The organism is Streptomyces sp. NPDC050619, assembly GCF_040654815.1.
Taxonomy (GTDB): domain Bacteria; phylum Actinomycetota; class Actinomycetes; order Streptomycetales; family Streptomycetaceae; genus Streptomyces.
Window position 1 is genome coordinate 33,418 of record NZ_JBFAIR010000011.1, and the last position, 14,917, is coordinate 48,334.

Consider the following 14,917-nt stretch of genomic DNA (forward strand, 5'->3'; position numbering starts at 1 on the left):
GTTCTGTCATGCATTTGTCATGCACGCGAAATCGAGCAAGCGGTGAAAGCGCCAAGTGGAAGCTGTAAAAGGCCGAAAAGTCTTGGCATGGACACTTCCCGTCAACACGCGTAGTTGGTACCACGGTTATGGCAGAGATCCTGCTAAAGGGAGGTTCCATGAGACGTTCCCGACTTGCCGTATACGTCAGCTCACTCCTCCTCGCCATCGGCACCGCCCTCACCGGGGCAGCCACCGCTCAGGCATCCCAACTCGCCGCAACCGGCGGCTATGTGGCGCTCGGCGACTCCTACTCCTCCGGGGTCGGCGCGGGCAGCTACATCGCCGCAAGCGGCGACTGCAAGCGCAGCACGAAGGCGTATCCCGCCCTCTGGGCCGCCGCCAACTCACCCTCGTCCTTCGACTTCACCGCCTGCTCGGGCGCCCGAACGAGTGAAGTTCTCGCCGGTCAACTGGCGCCCCTCAACGCCACCACCGCCCTCGTCTCGATCAGCGTCGGTGGCAACGACGCCGGGTTCGCCGACGTCATGACGACCTGTGTGCTCCAGTCCGACAGCTCCTGCCTGTCCCGGATCGACACCGCGAGGGCGTACGTCGACTCGACGCTGCCCGGCAGGCTCGACAGCGTCTACTCGGCGATCCGCTCCAAGGCCCCGGGCGCCCGCGTGGTCGTCCTCGGCTACCCCCACTTCTACCAACTCGGCACCTCGTGCCTCGGCCTCTCCGAGACCAAGCGCAAGGCGATCAACGGCGCCGCCGACCACCTCGACACCGCCATCGCCAAGCGCGCCGCCAACCACGGCTTCACCTTCGCCGACGTCCGCACCACCTTCACCGGCCATGAGATCTGCTCCGGCAGCTCGTGGCTGCACAGCGTCAACTGGCTCAACATCGGCGACTCCTACCACCCGACCGCGGCCGGCCAGTCCGGCGGCTATCTGCCGGTGCTCAACAGCGCGGCCTGACCCTCACGGGGAGGGCGAAGCGGAACCGGAAGCGGAGACCCCGTCCGACGGGGTCTCCGTCACACAGGTCACCGAGAACGCCACCGAGTTGGACGTCGTGTGCACCGGATCGCGCACCTCGACGCTGATCTCGTTCTCGAGGTTCCCGCTGTCGTCGTTCGTCGTCACGAACGCCGTGTCCTGCTTGGTCCGGCCGCCGCCCTCCGGGAACGAGAGGGTTTTCCACCCCTGGTCCATGACCTCGCCGTCCCGCGACACCCAGCGGTAGCTCACCTCGGCCGGCAGGCTGCTCACCGTGATCGTCGCCGTGAAGGTGGGTGCCTCACCCTGGGGCGGCGGGCAGGTGCCGGTGTACTCCGTGTTCGAGCCCGTCAGCGAGACCCCCACGGACTGCGGCGGAGCGCTGGTCGTGGCGCTGCTGCTCGGGGAGCTGGGAGACCGGCTCGGCTCGCCGGTGTCGTCCGTGTCGGGGTCGCTCACCGAGGGCGAACTCAGCCCGGACGTCTCGTTCTTGGTGCCGCCACCGGCCTGGTCGTCGTCGTCACGGTTCAGCAGGGCGTACGTCAGTCCCGCGATCGCGAGTGCGAGAGCGGCGAGACCCGCGATCAGGACGACGGCGGCGCGACGGTTGCGGTTCGGGCCGGCGGCCCTGGTCGTGGCGGCCGTCCGCCCCGCCGCGGGGGCGGGCTGGGTCCACGAGGCCGGTGTGGTCGGCGGTGGTTCGGGGTGGGCGGCGACGGTCGGCGGATACACGTAGGGGGCCGGGGTCGTCGGTGCGAAGTCCGCGCGAGGCGTACCGCCGGCCCCGATGATCCGCAGATCCTGCTCGGCCTGCTCGGCCGGCAGCCGCTCGGCCGGGTCCTTGCGCAGCAGCCCCTCGATCACGGGGGTGAGCGGACCGGCCCGGTGCGGCGGCGGCAGCTCCTCGTCGACGATCGCGCGCAGGGTGCTGAGCGGGGTGCTGTGGCGGAAGGGGGAGCTGCCCTCGACCGCCGCGTACAGCAGCACGCCGAGCGACCACAGGTCCGACTCGGGGCCGGGCGTGCGGCCCAGCGCCCGCTCCGGCGCCAGGAACTCGGGCGAGCCGATGACCTCGCCGGTCATGGTCAGCGCGGAGCTGCCCTCGACCGTGGCGATGCCGAAGTCGGTGAGCACCACCCGCCCGTCGTTCGACATCAGCACGTTGGCCGGCTTCACGTCCCGGTGCAGCACCCCGGCCGCATGCGCGGCCCGCAGCGCGGACAGCACCTCGGCGCCGATGTGCGCGGCGCGCTGCGGCGGCATCGGGCCCTCGGCCTCCAGCTGATCGGCGAGGGAGACACCGCGGACCAGCTCCATGACGATCCAGGGACGGCCGCCGTCCGTGGCCACGTCGTACACCGTCACCACGTTGCGGTTGGCGACCCGGGCCGCCGCCCACGCCTCGCGCTCCAGCCGGGCGTACAACCGCTCGACCTCGGGAGTGGGCAGCCCGGCGGGCGCGCGCACCTCCTTGACGGCGACCTCGCGGTGCAGCACCTCGTCGCGGGCCCGCCACACGGTTCCCATGCCGCCCTCGCCGAGCGGAGACAGGAGGCGGTAGCGGCCCGAGATCAGACGCTCACTGCCCGGTACTTCGGACACGGCCGCCCCCTCTTCGCATCCGCGTGATTTCTCCCCAAAAGTAGCTCAGCCGAGTGCGGATGCCGCCCCCTTGAACACCAATCCGGCCCCCAGAGCCACGACGACGAGCGCCGATCCGAGCGGCGCGGTCCTGCGTATCAGAGCCGTGACCGGGCTCGCGGTCCACCGGGGGCGCCTGTCCAGCACCCGGGTGACACCGGTACCCAGCTTGACCACGGCGAAGCCCGCCGCGGTGAGAGTGAGGGCGAGCCCGACGCCGTACGCCACGACGAGCAGCAGCCCGAACCAGGCCTGCCCGAGCGCCGCCGCGCCGACGAGGACCACCACGGCGGACGGACTGGGCACGAGACCGCCGGCGAAGCCGAGGAGGATCGTGCCGCGGAGGGTGGGGGCGGTGGGGTGGGTGTGGGTGTGGCCGCCGTGGGTGTGTTCGAGGGGGTGGGGGTGGGCGTGGCTGTGATCGTGGCTGTGGTGGGGGTGAGGTTCGTCGTGTGTGTCGTGCGTGTCGTGTGTGTGGTGGGCGGTGGTGGTGTGGCTGTGGGCGCCGGCCAGGGCTGGTGTGCGCTCGGGGAGTTGCTCCTTGTGCGGGTGCGGGTGCGGGTGCGGGTGCGGGTGCGGGTGTCCGTGTCCCGGTGTGTGCGTGCGGTTGTGCCAGGCCCGGCGTACGAGGGTCGCGCCCGCCGTGGTCACCAGGAGGCCGCTCGCGATGCCCAGCCAGGCGATCACCGAGGGCGCCGCCGCGGAGCCGGCCGTGACCAGGAGGCCGAGGGCGACCACGCCGAGCGTGTGGGTGACCGTCACCGAGGCCGCCAGGGGCAGGACGTCCTTCATGCGGGCCCGGCCGCCGCGGGCGGCCGCGACGGCGGCCATCAGGGTCTTGCCGTGGCCCGGCGCCAGCGCGTGCATCGCGCCGAGGGCGACGGCGATGAGGACGGCCAGCGCGGCGAAGCCGAGGGTGAGGTCGTGCCGGGCGACCAGGGAGTCCAGGGCGCGGGTCCAGCGGTCGGCGCCGCGCGGCAGGACGGAGGCGGCGGGAGCGTCCCCGCCCTCCTCGGCCAGGGCCGGGCCGCCGGGGCGCACCCGGAGCGAGGCGGTCGAGGTGTCGGCGGGGGAGGAGAGCAACTCCTTGGGATAGCTGGTCAGTTCGCGCGACACCGACGCCTTCGGTACGTCCGACGCGGTGAGCGTCATACGGTCGCCGCGCGCGGTGATCTCCCGCCAGCCGGGGCCGGAGGAGGTGCCCGCGCTGTGGAAGCCGAGGGCCACCGTCTCGCCCTCGGGGAGCGATGCCGTCAGCCGGCACTCCACGCGGAGGGTGTCGAGCCCGGCCTGGCCGGGGCGCACGCGCGCGTGGCTGCTTCGTGCGGTGAGGGCGACCGTACGGCCGTCGACGGTGAGTTCGCTGCCCTGGGCGGCCCGCGCACAGCGCTGCCGGGCCCACTCGGTCATGCCCAGCTTCTTCAGGTCCGGCCGGGCCTGGGTCGCCGGGATCTCGGCGAGGTCCTCGACGTGGTGCACGCGCAGCTCGCCGGGGGCGGCGACGAGACCGTCGTAGTGGTTGACGGTGAAGTTGCCGAGAGGGTGCGCACTCGCGGAGGCGGCGGGGAGGAGCGCGAGCGCCGCGGCAGCCGTAAGGACGGCCGCCCCGGAGGCGAACAGACGGCGACAGGGCTTCACTTGGCCGCCTCCAGTGCCTTACGGGCCTCGCGGGCGCCGAGGGGGGAGAAGCCGGCGTTGAGCTTCAGCGCCGCCCTCAGGTGAGTGCGGGCGTCCTCCTCGTGGCCCGTGGCGCGCTCGATCATGCCCCGGTGGTAGAGGAACGCGGCGTTGCGGTAGCCGGTGGCCGTGGCCCGGCGGGCGTACGGCAGGGCTTCCTCGTCGCGGCCGTTCCTGTGCAGGGCCCAGGCGAGGGCGTCCGCCGTGTGCACGGTGTGGCGGCGGGCCCATTCGGCGCGGGCCGCGCGCAGGGACTCGGCCTTGTCGCCGTGATCGGCGGCGGCGAGCGCGGTGTCGAGGTCGGCGTTGACCTTGTTGGCGCGGGCGAGGGCCGTCCAGGCGTCGACGAGGGTGTACTGGTCGCGGGCCTTCGCCGCGTCGCCCTCGGCGCCGCGGTCCTCGTACAGCTCGCCGAGTTCGACCAGCGGGCCGGGCAGCGGGTAGCGGGAGACGACGGCCTCCATGTTCCTGATCGCGGTGGCCCGGTCGCCGCTCGCGGCCTGGGCGCGGGCGCGGCCCTCCAGGGCCGGGAGGTAGTTCTCGTCGGCGGCGAGGGCGCGTGCGTAGTGGAGCAGGGCCGTCTTGTAGTCGCCCTGGTTCCAGGCGAGTTGGCCGAGCGCGGTGGACACGTACGCAACGTCTCCCGGGGCGGTGGCGGAGGCGAGGGCCTGCTCCAGCACCCGCCGGGCGGTGCTCACGTCACCGCGCAGTTCACGCACGTACGCGTACCGCGTGAAGACGGGAATGCCCGGTCGCCGTGCGTCCGCGAGGTCGGCGGCCTTCGACGCGTCGTCGTAGCGTCCGAGTTCGACGAGGGCGTCGATACGGGAGGACAGGGCGCGTTCGCTGTAGGGGTTCTGTTTCAGGGCCTGGTCGGCGTAGGTCAGGGCGTCCGCGAAGTCGTGCCGGGCCGCGGCGAGGGCTGCGCGGCCGGCGAGGGCCTGGTCGTTGTCCGGCTCCAGGTCGAGGGAGCGCTTCAGGGCCTGTTCGGCCTGCGGGTAGCGCGAGGGATCGCCCTTGGTCCGGGCCTGCTCGACGTAGGCGAGGCCGAGGGTCGACCAGCCGCCGAAGTCCCGTGGCTGGCCGCGGAGATGGGCTTGCAGCGCGGTGATGCTCGCGTCCAGATCACCGCGGGAGAGCAAGGCCGGCGACACGGCACCGCCCGAGGACGCGACCGCCGTCCCCCCACCGTCCCGCGCGGCTCCGACGGCGACGGCCCCGGCGGTCAGCGCGACGGCCAACAGCGCCGCACACCCCGCAAGTTGAGCCCTCCGCCACCGCCGCCCGGCCACCGAGACCCGCCGCACGGCGGCGACGCGGGGATCGTCGGCCACCGGTTCGCAGGCGCCGGAGGGAACACCATCGGCTTGCGGTCGCTCGGCTGACGGGTCGATGCCCGGGAGAACATCGGCGTCGGTCTCCAACACAGCAGCTCGGATTGCCTTCGGCATGGACCTGACGTCGGAGGCGCCGACGCGGGTGTCCCCGGGGCCCGGCTGTCCTCCGGCCACGGAGCCCTCCGGGCCGGCTTCGGCTCGGGGAACGGAGTCGGCCGCCGGAGCACCGCCGACCCCCGGCTCGCCAGCACTCAGCGCGGTTTCGCGCCCCTGCTCGGCATTCTCACGCAAGGCGTGTGCCTCCGCCAGGGCGGCGCCCGGCACGGTTGCGCCTTCCGGCCCGTCCGCCCGGGTTACGACTCCTGGCCCTCGCCCGGTGGCCTGTGGTGCGGCTTGTGGCTGTCGCTCGGTGGCCTGTGGTGCGGCTTGGGGCTGTCGCCCGGTGGCCTGCGCCGCGGCTTGTGGCCCCCGCCCAGCCGCCCCCGGCGCGGCTCCTGGCCGGTGCCTGGCCCGCTCGGGCGCCGCCCCGGTGTCAGGCACGCCCCCGGTGTCAGGCACGTCCCCGGTGTCAGGCACGTTCCCTGCGTCAGCCCCGCTGCCAGTGTCACCCCCACCCCCGGCGTCCGGCGCAGCCCCGCCCCCACCCCCGGCCCCCGGCGCAGCCCCACCCCCACCCCTCAGCGGTGGCCCGGCCTCGCGGTCCGATGTCGTGGGCGGACGTTCGTCGTGCTCGTCCTCCGGGACGCTGTCGTTCGTACGCGGCGCCATGCCCTCTCCTCGATCCCTCGATCGGCCTGCTGTGTGCGGAAGTTGTCGCGGCGTGCGGCGCGGCCCGCGCCGTGGGGGAAGGTGGGTGCGGGCCGCGCCAGTCAGGGTGGGACCCGGCCTAGGGCCTGTCCGGCGGATCATGCCGCAGACGCGGGGTCTGGCACGCCCATCTGCGGCGTTGTCGTCGCTCGCCGACGCTCCGCGTCGACTCCCTCCTCCGCCTTGCAGCTGGACGCACCAGACCCCTCTCACCGGCACTGATGAGGCGCCGCCGATTTCCTGCGACCTGATCCGCCGGACAGGCCCTAGTAGGCCTGGTCCCGCATCCGGCGCCACCACGTCAGGCCGGCGCCGATCAGCAGGATTCCGGCCGCGCCCGCGCCCGCCGAGGCGGCGATCAGCGTGGTGTCGTCCTGGCCGGCGCCCGAGCCGGCCGGTGTCAGGGCGTCGCCGATCTGGCTGCGGACGTCGTTGCCCTCGGTCGTGCCCTTGGCGAGCGGACCCCGCGAGCCCTCCGTCGGCAGTGCGACGTACGGGAAGGCGTGCTCGAAGTCCTTGTCGTTCTTGTCGACCGCGTCGCCCAAGTCGTTCTTCGCGCCGAGCAGTTCACCCTCGACGACCTGGAGCGAGGCGTCGATCACGTCGTCGGTCAGCCGGCGCCCGTTCGGGAAGCCCGCGTTGTCGCCGTCGAGGACGCCGAGGCGCTTGGGTTCGGCCACCGGCTTGATCGACGTGTTCAGACGCAGTTCCTCGGCCGGCCGTACCTCCGGCGGCTGGTTGAGACCCTCGACGCCCTTCAGGAAGACGTCGACGAGGTCGTTGCGCGGCTCGTCGGGCGCGGGAATCTTGTAGATGCCCTCGATGAGCTTCGGCAGCTCCGGATTGGTGACGTTCTGAAGGAACTGCGCGTCGTCCCACGGCGCGGACGCGTTGAACTTGTCCTTGTCCTTCAGCGGGTTGACCACCTCGTTGACCAACGGGCTGCCCAGACGCGAGACCTGCGAGTAGTACCCCTGCGCGTTCTTGCGCTGCGTGGTCGACCAGATACCGACGATCGGCTGCTCGTGCGACTCGGTGATCATGTCCGTCGGGACCTGAAGGGCGATCGAGTTGACGTTGTAGCCCTTGAGCGTGTCGTTGCCGACCTCGGTGAGGTTCCCGCCGTACAGCAGGTCGAAGACGCGCAGGTCCAGGAAGAACGGGTCGTCGGCCTGCCCGGCGAAGGTCTGGGCGCCGCTGGTGAGCTTGTGGACCGCCTGCGCGCGCAGCGTGGCGTAGTCCGGCATCGACGCCTTGCCGACGTTCGACGGCGCCACCGGCACGTCGTCGGCGAGCTTCGTCTTCGACTGCACCTTCTGCTCGTGCAGCTTGATCAGCTCGATGTCGTACGTCTGCGTGATGTTGAGGTCCGGGTCGTCGAGGCTGGTGACCGGGCCCGTGTTGTAGAGGAACGTCTTGTCGTTCTTCGTCTGCGTCTCGAACGTGTACCGGAACAGCAGCTCGCCCTGCGCGTCGCCGTTGTTGTCGATGTGCAGGTCGTACTGCGCGTCCTCGGCGAAGGGGAAGAAGTTCGGTCCGCCGGCCGGCTCCTCGAACGGGATCCAGTTCGCGACGATCGTCGTCGAGTCGGGCTTGTCCGGGCTGACGAACGCGTACACGTCCGTGTTGTCGTACTGCGGGGTCCCCGAGATCAGCGGGGCCTCTCGGTGGCTGGAGGCGGAGGCCGCCCCCGGTTCCAGCGTGGCGACGCCGGCGGCTGCGAGACCGCCGGCGGCCAGCGCACCACATACGAGGGTCACAAGGCTCCTGCGCCCCGCACCGCTCCTGGAGTTAGGTGTCATGCCGTCCGTCCTCAGTGCCAACTTGCCTGACGACCGGGGATTCGGAGCGGGGGCGGAGGAGGATTGGTCGAATCTGAAAACTCTTTTTCCTCGCCTTTCCTCGTCGCTCGACCCGCGTTTTCGGCTCCTGGATCCGTAACCCCATCCGGAGGTGGGTTCGTTGCGAATGCCTGGTGGGACCGGACGCGCCGCGTGCGGCATGCAAAGAGGGGGATACGCGGTGGAGGCGGACGAGCTTCTGGTGCTCGTGGCAGGCGGTGACCAGAAGGCATTCGAGGAGCTGTACCGGCTCGTGTCCGGGCCCGTGTTCGGGCTCGTCAGACGGGTCGTACGGGATCCGGCGCAGTCGGAGGAGGTGGCGCAGGAGGTGCTGCTCGAACTCTGGCGTTCCGCGGCGCGCTACGACCCCGGGCGGGGCAGTGCCCTCTCCTGGGTCCTCACTCTCGCCCACCGCCGGGCCGTCGACCGGGTGCGCAGCGCCCGCGCGGCCGGCGAGCGCGAGCAGCGCGAGGCCCGCCGCTCCCACCACCCCGCCTTCGACCAGGTCACCGAAGAGGTCGAGGCGGGCCTCGAACGCGAGTGGGTACGCCGTTGCCTGGACCGGCTCACCACCCTCCAGCGGCAGTCGGTCACCCTCGCCTACTACGAGGGCTACACGTACCGTGAAGTGGCCGAGCGGCTCTCGCTGCCGCTGGGCACCGTCAAGACCCGCATGCGCGACGGACTCACCCGGCTGCGCGAGTGCCTGGGAGGTGCCGCATGAGCCTGCGCGACCGCCTGCTGCGCCGCGAGGACCTCCACTCCCTGGCCGCGCCCTACGCCCTCGACGCCCTGGAGCCCGCGGAACGAGTCCGCTTCGAGCGGCACCTCAAGGACTGCGAGGTCTGCGCCGCCGAGGTGCGGGCCCTGTCCGAGGACGCCGCCAAGCTCGCCTGGTCCACGGCCGCCCCGGCGCCGCCGGCGCTGCGCGACCGGGTCCTGGCCGCCGTCCGCACGACTCCGCAGGAACCCGCCCCGCAGGCACCGGCCCCGCGGGGACCGGCACGCGCGCGTACGCCGCAACTGCCGCCGCATGTGTGGGGTACGCAGCCACCGCCGGGCCGCTCCCATGCGCCCCGGTCGCGCCCCCTGTTCGTGCCGTTCGCCACCGCCACGGCCGCCGCGGCTCTCGTGGTCGCGTCCCTGTTCGCCGTCCAGGCCGGCCAGACGCAGGACAAGTTGGACGCCCAGCGGGCCCAGGCACGTGAGATCGCCCACGTTCTCGCAGCTCCCGATGCCCGTGCGACGACCGGACAGGACGCACAGGGCCGAAGTATCGGCGTGATCGCCTCCGCGTCGGAGGGGAGCGCGGTGGTCACCCTGAGCGGTTACGACGGCCTGCCGAGCGACCGCGTACGCCAACTCTGGCTCATGCGCCCCGATGCGCAACCGCGCTCCCTGGGGCTCTTCGACGACGACACGCCCTTGGTCACATCCGGCCTGGACAAAGCGGCCACGTCACTCGCTGTGACGGTCGAGCCCGACGGGGGCTCGCCGCAGCCCACTACCCAGCCGGTTGTCCAACTCGCCCTGAAATCGGTCGGATTCGGAGAGTGACCGTGAAAGAGTCATCAACCCCCTTATGGGGAAGGTTAATCCTGTGACCGCGATACACGAGTGCCCCAAGGGGGCGATAGGGTTACTCTGCCCGGGCCGGGTGGACTCGTACGGGTGGGGAGTGACATGGAGCAGATAACAGTGAGCAGCAGGGCGAGGGTCCCTGCGATCACCTGCGGGAGCAACGCGACCAGTTCGCGTCTCGACCGCCATCTTTCAGTGCTGGCGGGTCCTGCCGTCCCGCAGCGGGAGACGGCGGAGGCGACGTCGCTGATGCGTGAGCTGACCGCGCGTGAACCCGCACAGGGCCGCAGCGCCAGGGGCGCGCGAGTGAGGCGACTCTCGCTCTTCGCACCACTGCGCCGGCTGAGCCGTTCGCTGTTCGGCGGGCGCTGAGCGACACCGGCGTACCCCAGGGCCCTCCTGGGAGCCCTCGCTCGGGTCGCCACACCGTCCCGGCGCGGCGCCGCGATCCCGCCATCCGTCATCCCCGCGGCTCGCAGCGACGCACCGGAGTGGTTCCCCGGGCGCGGGCGCATTCCCCATCCGCCCGCACCCCCTCTCGACATCGGCCCGCCCCCACCCGGCGTGCCCCACACGCAACGGGCGTTGCCCGGCCTACCGGCGCCCCCTCACCGCTCGCCGTGCGCGTACCGGTGGACGGCCGCCGGTACGAACACCGCGAGCAGTACGGCGCACCAGGCCAGCGACCCGGCGACGGGATGCGCCACCGGCCAGGCGGCCCCCTCCGGCACGGGGGCATTGCCGAACAGATCCCGCAGGGCCGTGGTCACCGCGCTGATCGGATTCCACTCGGCGACCGTGCGCAGCCAGCCCGGCAGCCCCTCGGCCGGGATGTACGCGTTGGACAGCAGCGGCAGCAGGAAGGTCGCGCCGCCCAGCTGACCGGCCGCCTCCTCGTTCCGGGTGAGCAGGCCGAGGAAGATCCCGGCCCACGTGGTCGCGAACCGGAACAGCAGTAACAGGCCGAAGGCCCCCGCCGCTTCCAGCGCGCTCCCTTCGATCCGCCAGCCCACCGCGAGCCCGACCAGCAGGAAGGGCACCGTCCCGGCCGCCGTGACCACCAGGTCCGCTGTCGCCTGCCCCAGCGGCACGGCCGCCCGGCTCATCGGCAGGGTGCGGAAGCGGTCCATCACGCCCCGGTGGGTGTCCCCGGCCGCCTGGAACATCCCGGTCATGATCCCGTTCGCGGCGGTCGCCACCAGCAGGCCCGGCACCAGGAACGAGCGGTACTCCTCGCCCGGCATGGCGAGCGCGCTGCCGAAGACGTAGCCGAAGAACAGCAGCATGCTGACCGGCATGATCTGGGTCAGGATCAGCAGCCCCGGGTTGTTCCGCATCCGCCGCAGCTGGCGGCCCAGCATCGCGGTCCCGTCGTACGCCAGTGTGGTCACGCGGCACGCTCCTTGTGGTCGGCGGTGAGCTGGAGGAACACGTCGTCGAGGGTCGGCGGACGCAGGCTCGCGTCGAGCAGCGGCACGCCCGCCGCGTCCAGTTCGCGCACCAGACGGGGAAGCGTGAGCGTCGAGTCCCTGGTCATCGCGCCGACCGCGTTCCGGTCGTGGTCGAACGAGGGCTGGGCGCCGGTGAGTTGATCCAGGACGCCCGCCGCCCGCACCATCACGTCCGCGTCCGCCACGACGACCTCGACATGCGTCCCGATGAGCGCCTTGAGCTCGGCGGGCGAGCCCGTGTGCGCGACCCGGCCCCGCTCCACCAGGGCGATGTCGTCGGCGAGTTGATCGGCCTCCTCCAGGTACTGCGTGGTCAGCAGCACGGTCGTACCGTCCGCCGTGAGGTCGCGTACGGCGGCCCAGATCAGGTTCCGGCTGGCCGGGTCGAGTCCGGTGGTGGGCTCGTCGAGGAACAGCACCTCGGGGCGGCGGATCAGGCTCGCCGCCAGGTCCAGCCGGCGGCGCATCCCGCCCGAGTAGGTGGACGCGGGCCGGTCGGCGGCCTCGGCGAGGCCGAAGCGGTCGAGCAGCTCGCCGGCCCGTTCGGCGGGCCCCCGCACCCGGTGCAGCCGGGCGAACAGCCGCAGGTTCTCGCGCCCGGTGAGGTCCCCGTCGACCGAGGCGTACTGCCCGGTCACGCCGATCCTGCGCCGTACGGCCGCCGCCTCCCGGACGAGGTCGTGCCCCGCGATCCGCGCGGAGCCCGCGTCGGGCCGCAGCAGCGTGGTGAGCAGTCGTACGGCGGTGGTCTTGCCCGCCCCGTTCGGCCCGAGGATTCCGCAGACGGTGCCCTGCGCCACCGCGAGATCCAGCCCGCGCAGGGCGTGGACGGCACCGAACCGCTTCTCCAGACCTTCACTAAGTACAGCGTACGTAGAAGTCATGGACCGACCATAGCGCACTACGTACGGTGTACGTAACTAGGATGGTGGCCGAGGTGATGATCGATGGCGGGCCGAGCGGCCGTACCCGAAGTGATCTGGGCCCGTCCCGAGCGGACGGGCCGGGGGCCGAAACCGGCGTTCACGCGCGCGGACGTCGCGGCGGCGGCCGTGCGCATCGCGGACGCGCAGGGGCTGGACGGCGTCTCCATGCGCCACGTCGCGGCCGAGCTGGGCTGCGGGACGATGTCGCTGTACAACTACGTCCCGCGCAAGGAGGACCTGTACGAGCTGATGGTGGACGCGATCAGCGGTGAGCACGAGCTGTGGGAGCCGACGGGGGACTGGCGTGCCGACATACTCCGGGTGGCGCACCAGACCCGGGGGCTCATGCACCGGCATCCCTGGATGCCGCGGCTGATGTCACCGGTGTACGGCTTCAGCCCCAACGCGCTGCGGTATCTGGAGCACTGCATGGCCTGTATGGACCCGTTCGACGCGCCTTACGGCACCAAGATGGAGCTGCTGGGGATGCTCAACGGGTGCGTGACCGCGTACGTCTCGACCGAGCTGTCCACGGCCGAGCGGGTGCGGTCGCTGCCCTGGACGCAGGAGCAGGAGAACGCGGTGCGGGTCGCTTACTTGGGGAGTCAGGTGGCCTCCGGGGCGTATCCGCGGCTGGCGGCGGCGTTCACGGAGGATGCGGGGCCGATCGACATGGAGGCGGTGTTCAACCGGATGCTGGACCGCGTACTGGACGGCTTCGAGCCCAAGCGTTAGATCAAGGCGAACTGGCCTTCCGGGCCCTCCTCGTGGTGGTCGAGGACGGACGCCGGCCTGCGCGCCGCCTCCGGGACCGGAAGGACGCCCGCCGTGCGCAACTCGTCCGCCGTGATGGTGGCCGTCAACTCCTCCTGAACCGGCTCCAGTTCCGCCAGCAGCGCGAGCACGGTGATCAGCTCCAGCAGCTCCGACGTCCACGACTGCGGCCAGGTTGCCGGGCGGATCGCGGACAGGGTGCCCGGTTCGGCCTCGGCGGTGCGGGTGGCCAGCCACTGTTCCAGTACGCGCGCGCCGCCCACCTCGAAGTCCCAGGCCTGCGGCGGTACCGGGGAGATACGCCCGTCGTCCAGGTGCAGGGTCTCCTCGTCGCGGTCGTAGTGCGGGGCGAGCGGGCGGGAGGGCAGCGGGGCGCGGACGTACGGGCGGCGCCCGCCGGGGAGCTTCGGGCGGTGGCCGTCGCGGCGCATCAGCCACAGCATGCGGTGGCCGGACTCGACGCCCCGGGCCCAGAGTCCGGGGTCATCGGTGAGGGGGACGGAGAGGTCGGGACGTACGGTCGCCACCGTCCAGGCGAGGACGTCCACCGGCTCGGGGGAGTGGCCGAGCCGGGTGCCCAGGTGCTCCAGCAGGCCGGGGGCGAGGTTCGGTTCCGTGCCGCCGGGGCGGCGGTAGAGGGGGCGGACGCGGCCCGGGCGCAGGAGCGGGAGCAGGGAGGTCGCGAGCAGGCGCGGGCCGGAGGAGTCGGGTGTCTCCGTGACGAAGATCTGGTGCTCGTCCGCCACCCGCCACAGCTCGGGCCGGGCCGCGTCGATCAGCCGGTGGTCGGGGATCAGCCACTGCTCGTCGAAGGGGGCGTACAGCACGCGCACCGGCTCCGGGCAGGGGCCCGAGGCGCGCACCAGCTTCTCCGTGCCGCTGGACTGGCCGGGCAGCTGGCCGACCGCCGAGTGCAGCGTGCGCGAGCGCGTCGGCTCGAACAGGGCCTCCCGGTCCGGGACTTCGGCCTTCACCAGGGTGTCCCAGCGGGCTTTGAGGGAGGCCGGATCGGGGCCCGTCGGCCACCCCCGGCCGAGCCGCGGCGGTGCGACGGTCCACGGCATGAGGTCCGCCAGCAGCGGAGCGTCGTCGTGCGTCACGCTGGGCATCGTACGACGGAGTACCGACACGCGGGTCAGGTGGCGTCGAGGGTCACCGTGAAGGAGAAGCGGTCGCCCCGGTAGTGGATGACGGCCACGTCCAGGGGGCGCCCGTCGGTGTCGTAGGTGACCCCCATGTAGTGCAGGATCGGGCTGAGCAGCGGGACTTGGAGCAGCCGCGCCGTCTCCGGGTCGGCCAGGCGGGCCTGAACGGTGTCCGTGATGCGGCTGATGTCCGCCCGGACTATGTCCCGGAGCACCTTGGTCATCGGCCAGCGGACCAGGTCGTCGAGGTCGAGGCGCGCGGCCAGTTCGGGACGGACGTAGTTGCGGGCGTGGTTGGTCGGCTCGCCGGTCTTCTCGTCCGCGCGCAGCCGGTGGTACGTCGCCACCTCGTCGAGGTCCGGGAAGTACTCGGCGAGTTCGGCCGGCACGGACGCCTTGCCGTGGTCGAGCAGTTCGGTCGTCATGCCGGACTGCTGGGCCACGATCGCGTCGACCGAGCCGAGCAGCCGCACGGGGGCGCCCCGGCGGGCGTCCGGCTCGATGAAGGTGCCGCGTCGGCGGTGGCGGGTGATCAGGCCCTCCTCCTCCAGCTCCTTCAGCGCCTGCCGCATGGTCAGCACGCTCACCCCGTAGTGCCCCGCGAGCCGCTCCTCGGTGGGCAGGCGCAGCGGGTCCTGGGGCGAGCGGCCGAGTATCGAGGCGCGCAGCGACTGCGACACCTGGTACCAGAGCGGCAGCTTGCGGTTCAGGACGATCGAGTCCGGGGCGAAGGAGGTCACGGGCCATCCGT

At 72.2% G+C, this 14,917-nt stretch carries 13 protein-coding genes; 5 read left to right on the forward strand and 8 right to left on the reverse strand.

Features of this window, described 5'->3' with window-relative positions:
- Positions 1 to 158: 158 nt before the first annotated feature.
- Complete coding sequence (locus AB0I77_RS19545) at positions 159 to 965, forward strand: SGNH/GDSL hydrolase family protein (RefSeq protein ID WP_363283844.1); 807 nt, start codon at positions 159 to 161, stop codon at positions 963 to 965.
- A 3-nt stretch (positions 966 to 968) separates the two neighbouring features.
- Here AB0I77_RS19545 and AB0I77_RS19550 read toward each other — a convergent pair whose 3' ends face one another.
- From AB0I77_RS19550 to AB0I77_RS19565, 4 genes are all read right to left on the reverse strand, one after another.
- The gene (locus tag AB0I77_RS19550) at positions 969 to 2,588 is read right to left on the reverse strand and encodes a protein kinase (protein WP_363283845.1); all 1,620 of its coding nucleotides are present in this window, start codon (positions 2,586 to 2,588) and stop codon (positions 969 to 971) included.
- Between the two features lie 45 nt (positions 2,589 to 2,633).
- Positions 2,634 to 4,265, reverse strand: a complete 1,632-nt coding sequence (locus tag AB0I77_RS19555) for a sulfite exporter TauE/SafE family protein (RefSeq protein WP_363283846.1) — start codon at positions 4,263 to 4,265, stop codon at positions 2,634 to 2,636.
- Entirely contained in the window at positions 4,262 to 5,755 is a 1,494-nt protein-coding gene (locus AB0I77_RS19560) for a tetratricopeptide repeat protein (RefSeq protein ID WP_363283847.1), read from the reverse strand. The genes AB0I77_RS19555 and AB0I77_RS19560 overlap by 4 nt, the downstream gene beginning before the upstream one ends.
- A gap of 959 nt (positions 5,756 to 6,714) precedes the next feature.
- Positions 6,715 to 8,250: a DUF4331 domain-containing protein gene (locus tag AB0I77_RS19565; RefSeq protein ID WP_363283848.1), complete on the reverse strand. Its 1,536-nt coding sequence runs from the start codon at positions 8,248 to 8,250 to the stop codon at positions 6,715 to 6,717.
- Positions 8,251 to 8,470: 220 nt separating this feature from the next.
- Between AB0I77_RS19565 and AB0I77_RS19570 the strand changes: the two genes are divergently transcribed.
- From AB0I77_RS19570 to AB0I77_RS19580, 3 genes are all read left to right on the forward strand, one after another.
- Positions 8,471 to 9,013, forward strand: a complete 543-nt coding sequence (locus AB0I77_RS19570; RefSeq protein WP_363283849.1) for a sigma-70 family RNA polymerase sigma factor — start codon at positions 8,471 to 8,473, stop codon at positions 9,011 to 9,013.
- Positions 9,010 to 9,846 (forward strand): anti-sigma factor, encoded by an 837-nt coding sequence (locus tag AB0I77_RS19575; RefSeq protein ID WP_363283850.1) that lies wholly within the window; start codon positions 9,010 to 9,012, stop codon positions 9,844 to 9,846. Before AB0I77_RS19570 ends, AB0I77_RS19575 begins: the two co-directional genes overlap by 4 nt.
- A 126-nt stretch (positions 9,847 to 9,972) precedes the next feature.
- A complete protein-coding gene (locus tag AB0I77_RS19580) occupies positions 9,973 to 10,242 on the forward strand; it encodes a hypothetical protein (RefSeq protein ID WP_363283851.1) in 270 nt (89 codons plus the stop codon).
- Positions 10,243 to 10,478: 236 nt separating this feature from the next.
- Here AB0I77_RS19580 and AB0I77_RS19585 read toward each other — a convergent pair whose 3' ends face one another.
- The gene (locus AB0I77_RS19585) at positions 10,479 to 11,261 is read right to left on the reverse strand and encodes an ABC transporter permease (protein WP_363283852.1); all 783 of its coding nucleotides are present in this window, start codon (positions 11,259 to 11,261) and stop codon (positions 10,479 to 10,481) included.
- A complete protein-coding gene (locus AB0I77_RS19590; RefSeq protein ID WP_363283853.1) occupies positions 11,258 to 12,205 on the reverse strand; it encodes an ATP-binding cassette domain-containing protein in 948 nt (315 codons plus the stop codon). Before AB0I77_RS19590 ends, AB0I77_RS19585 begins: the two co-directional genes overlap by 4 nt.
- Positions 12,206 to 12,268: 63 nt before the next feature.
- Here AB0I77_RS19590 and AB0I77_RS19595 point away from each other — a divergent pair, with 63 nt between their 5' ends.
- The gene (locus AB0I77_RS19595; RefSeq protein ID WP_363283855.1) at positions 12,269 to 12,982 is read left to right on the forward strand and encodes a TetR/AcrR family transcriptional regulator; all 714 of its coding nucleotides are present in this window, start codon (positions 12,269 to 12,271) and stop codon (positions 12,980 to 12,982) included.
- Here AB0I77_RS19595 and AB0I77_RS19600 read toward each other — a convergent pair.
- Both AB0I77_RS19600 and AB0I77_RS19605 read right to left on the reverse strand, forming a co-directional pair.
- Positions 12,979 to 14,130, reverse strand: a complete 1,152-nt coding sequence (locus AB0I77_RS19600; RefSeq protein ID WP_363283856.1) for a type ISP restriction/modification enzyme — start codon at positions 14,128 to 14,130, stop codon at positions 12,979 to 12,981. The genes AB0I77_RS19595 and AB0I77_RS19600 overlap by 4 nt on opposite strands.
- A gap of 26 nt (positions 14,131 to 14,156) precedes the next feature.
- Entirely contained in the window at positions 14,157 to 14,906 is a 750-nt protein-coding gene (locus tag AB0I77_RS19605) for a GntR family transcriptional regulator (RefSeq protein ID WP_363283857.1), read from the reverse strand.
- Positions 14,907 to 14,917 lie beyond the last annotated feature (11 nt).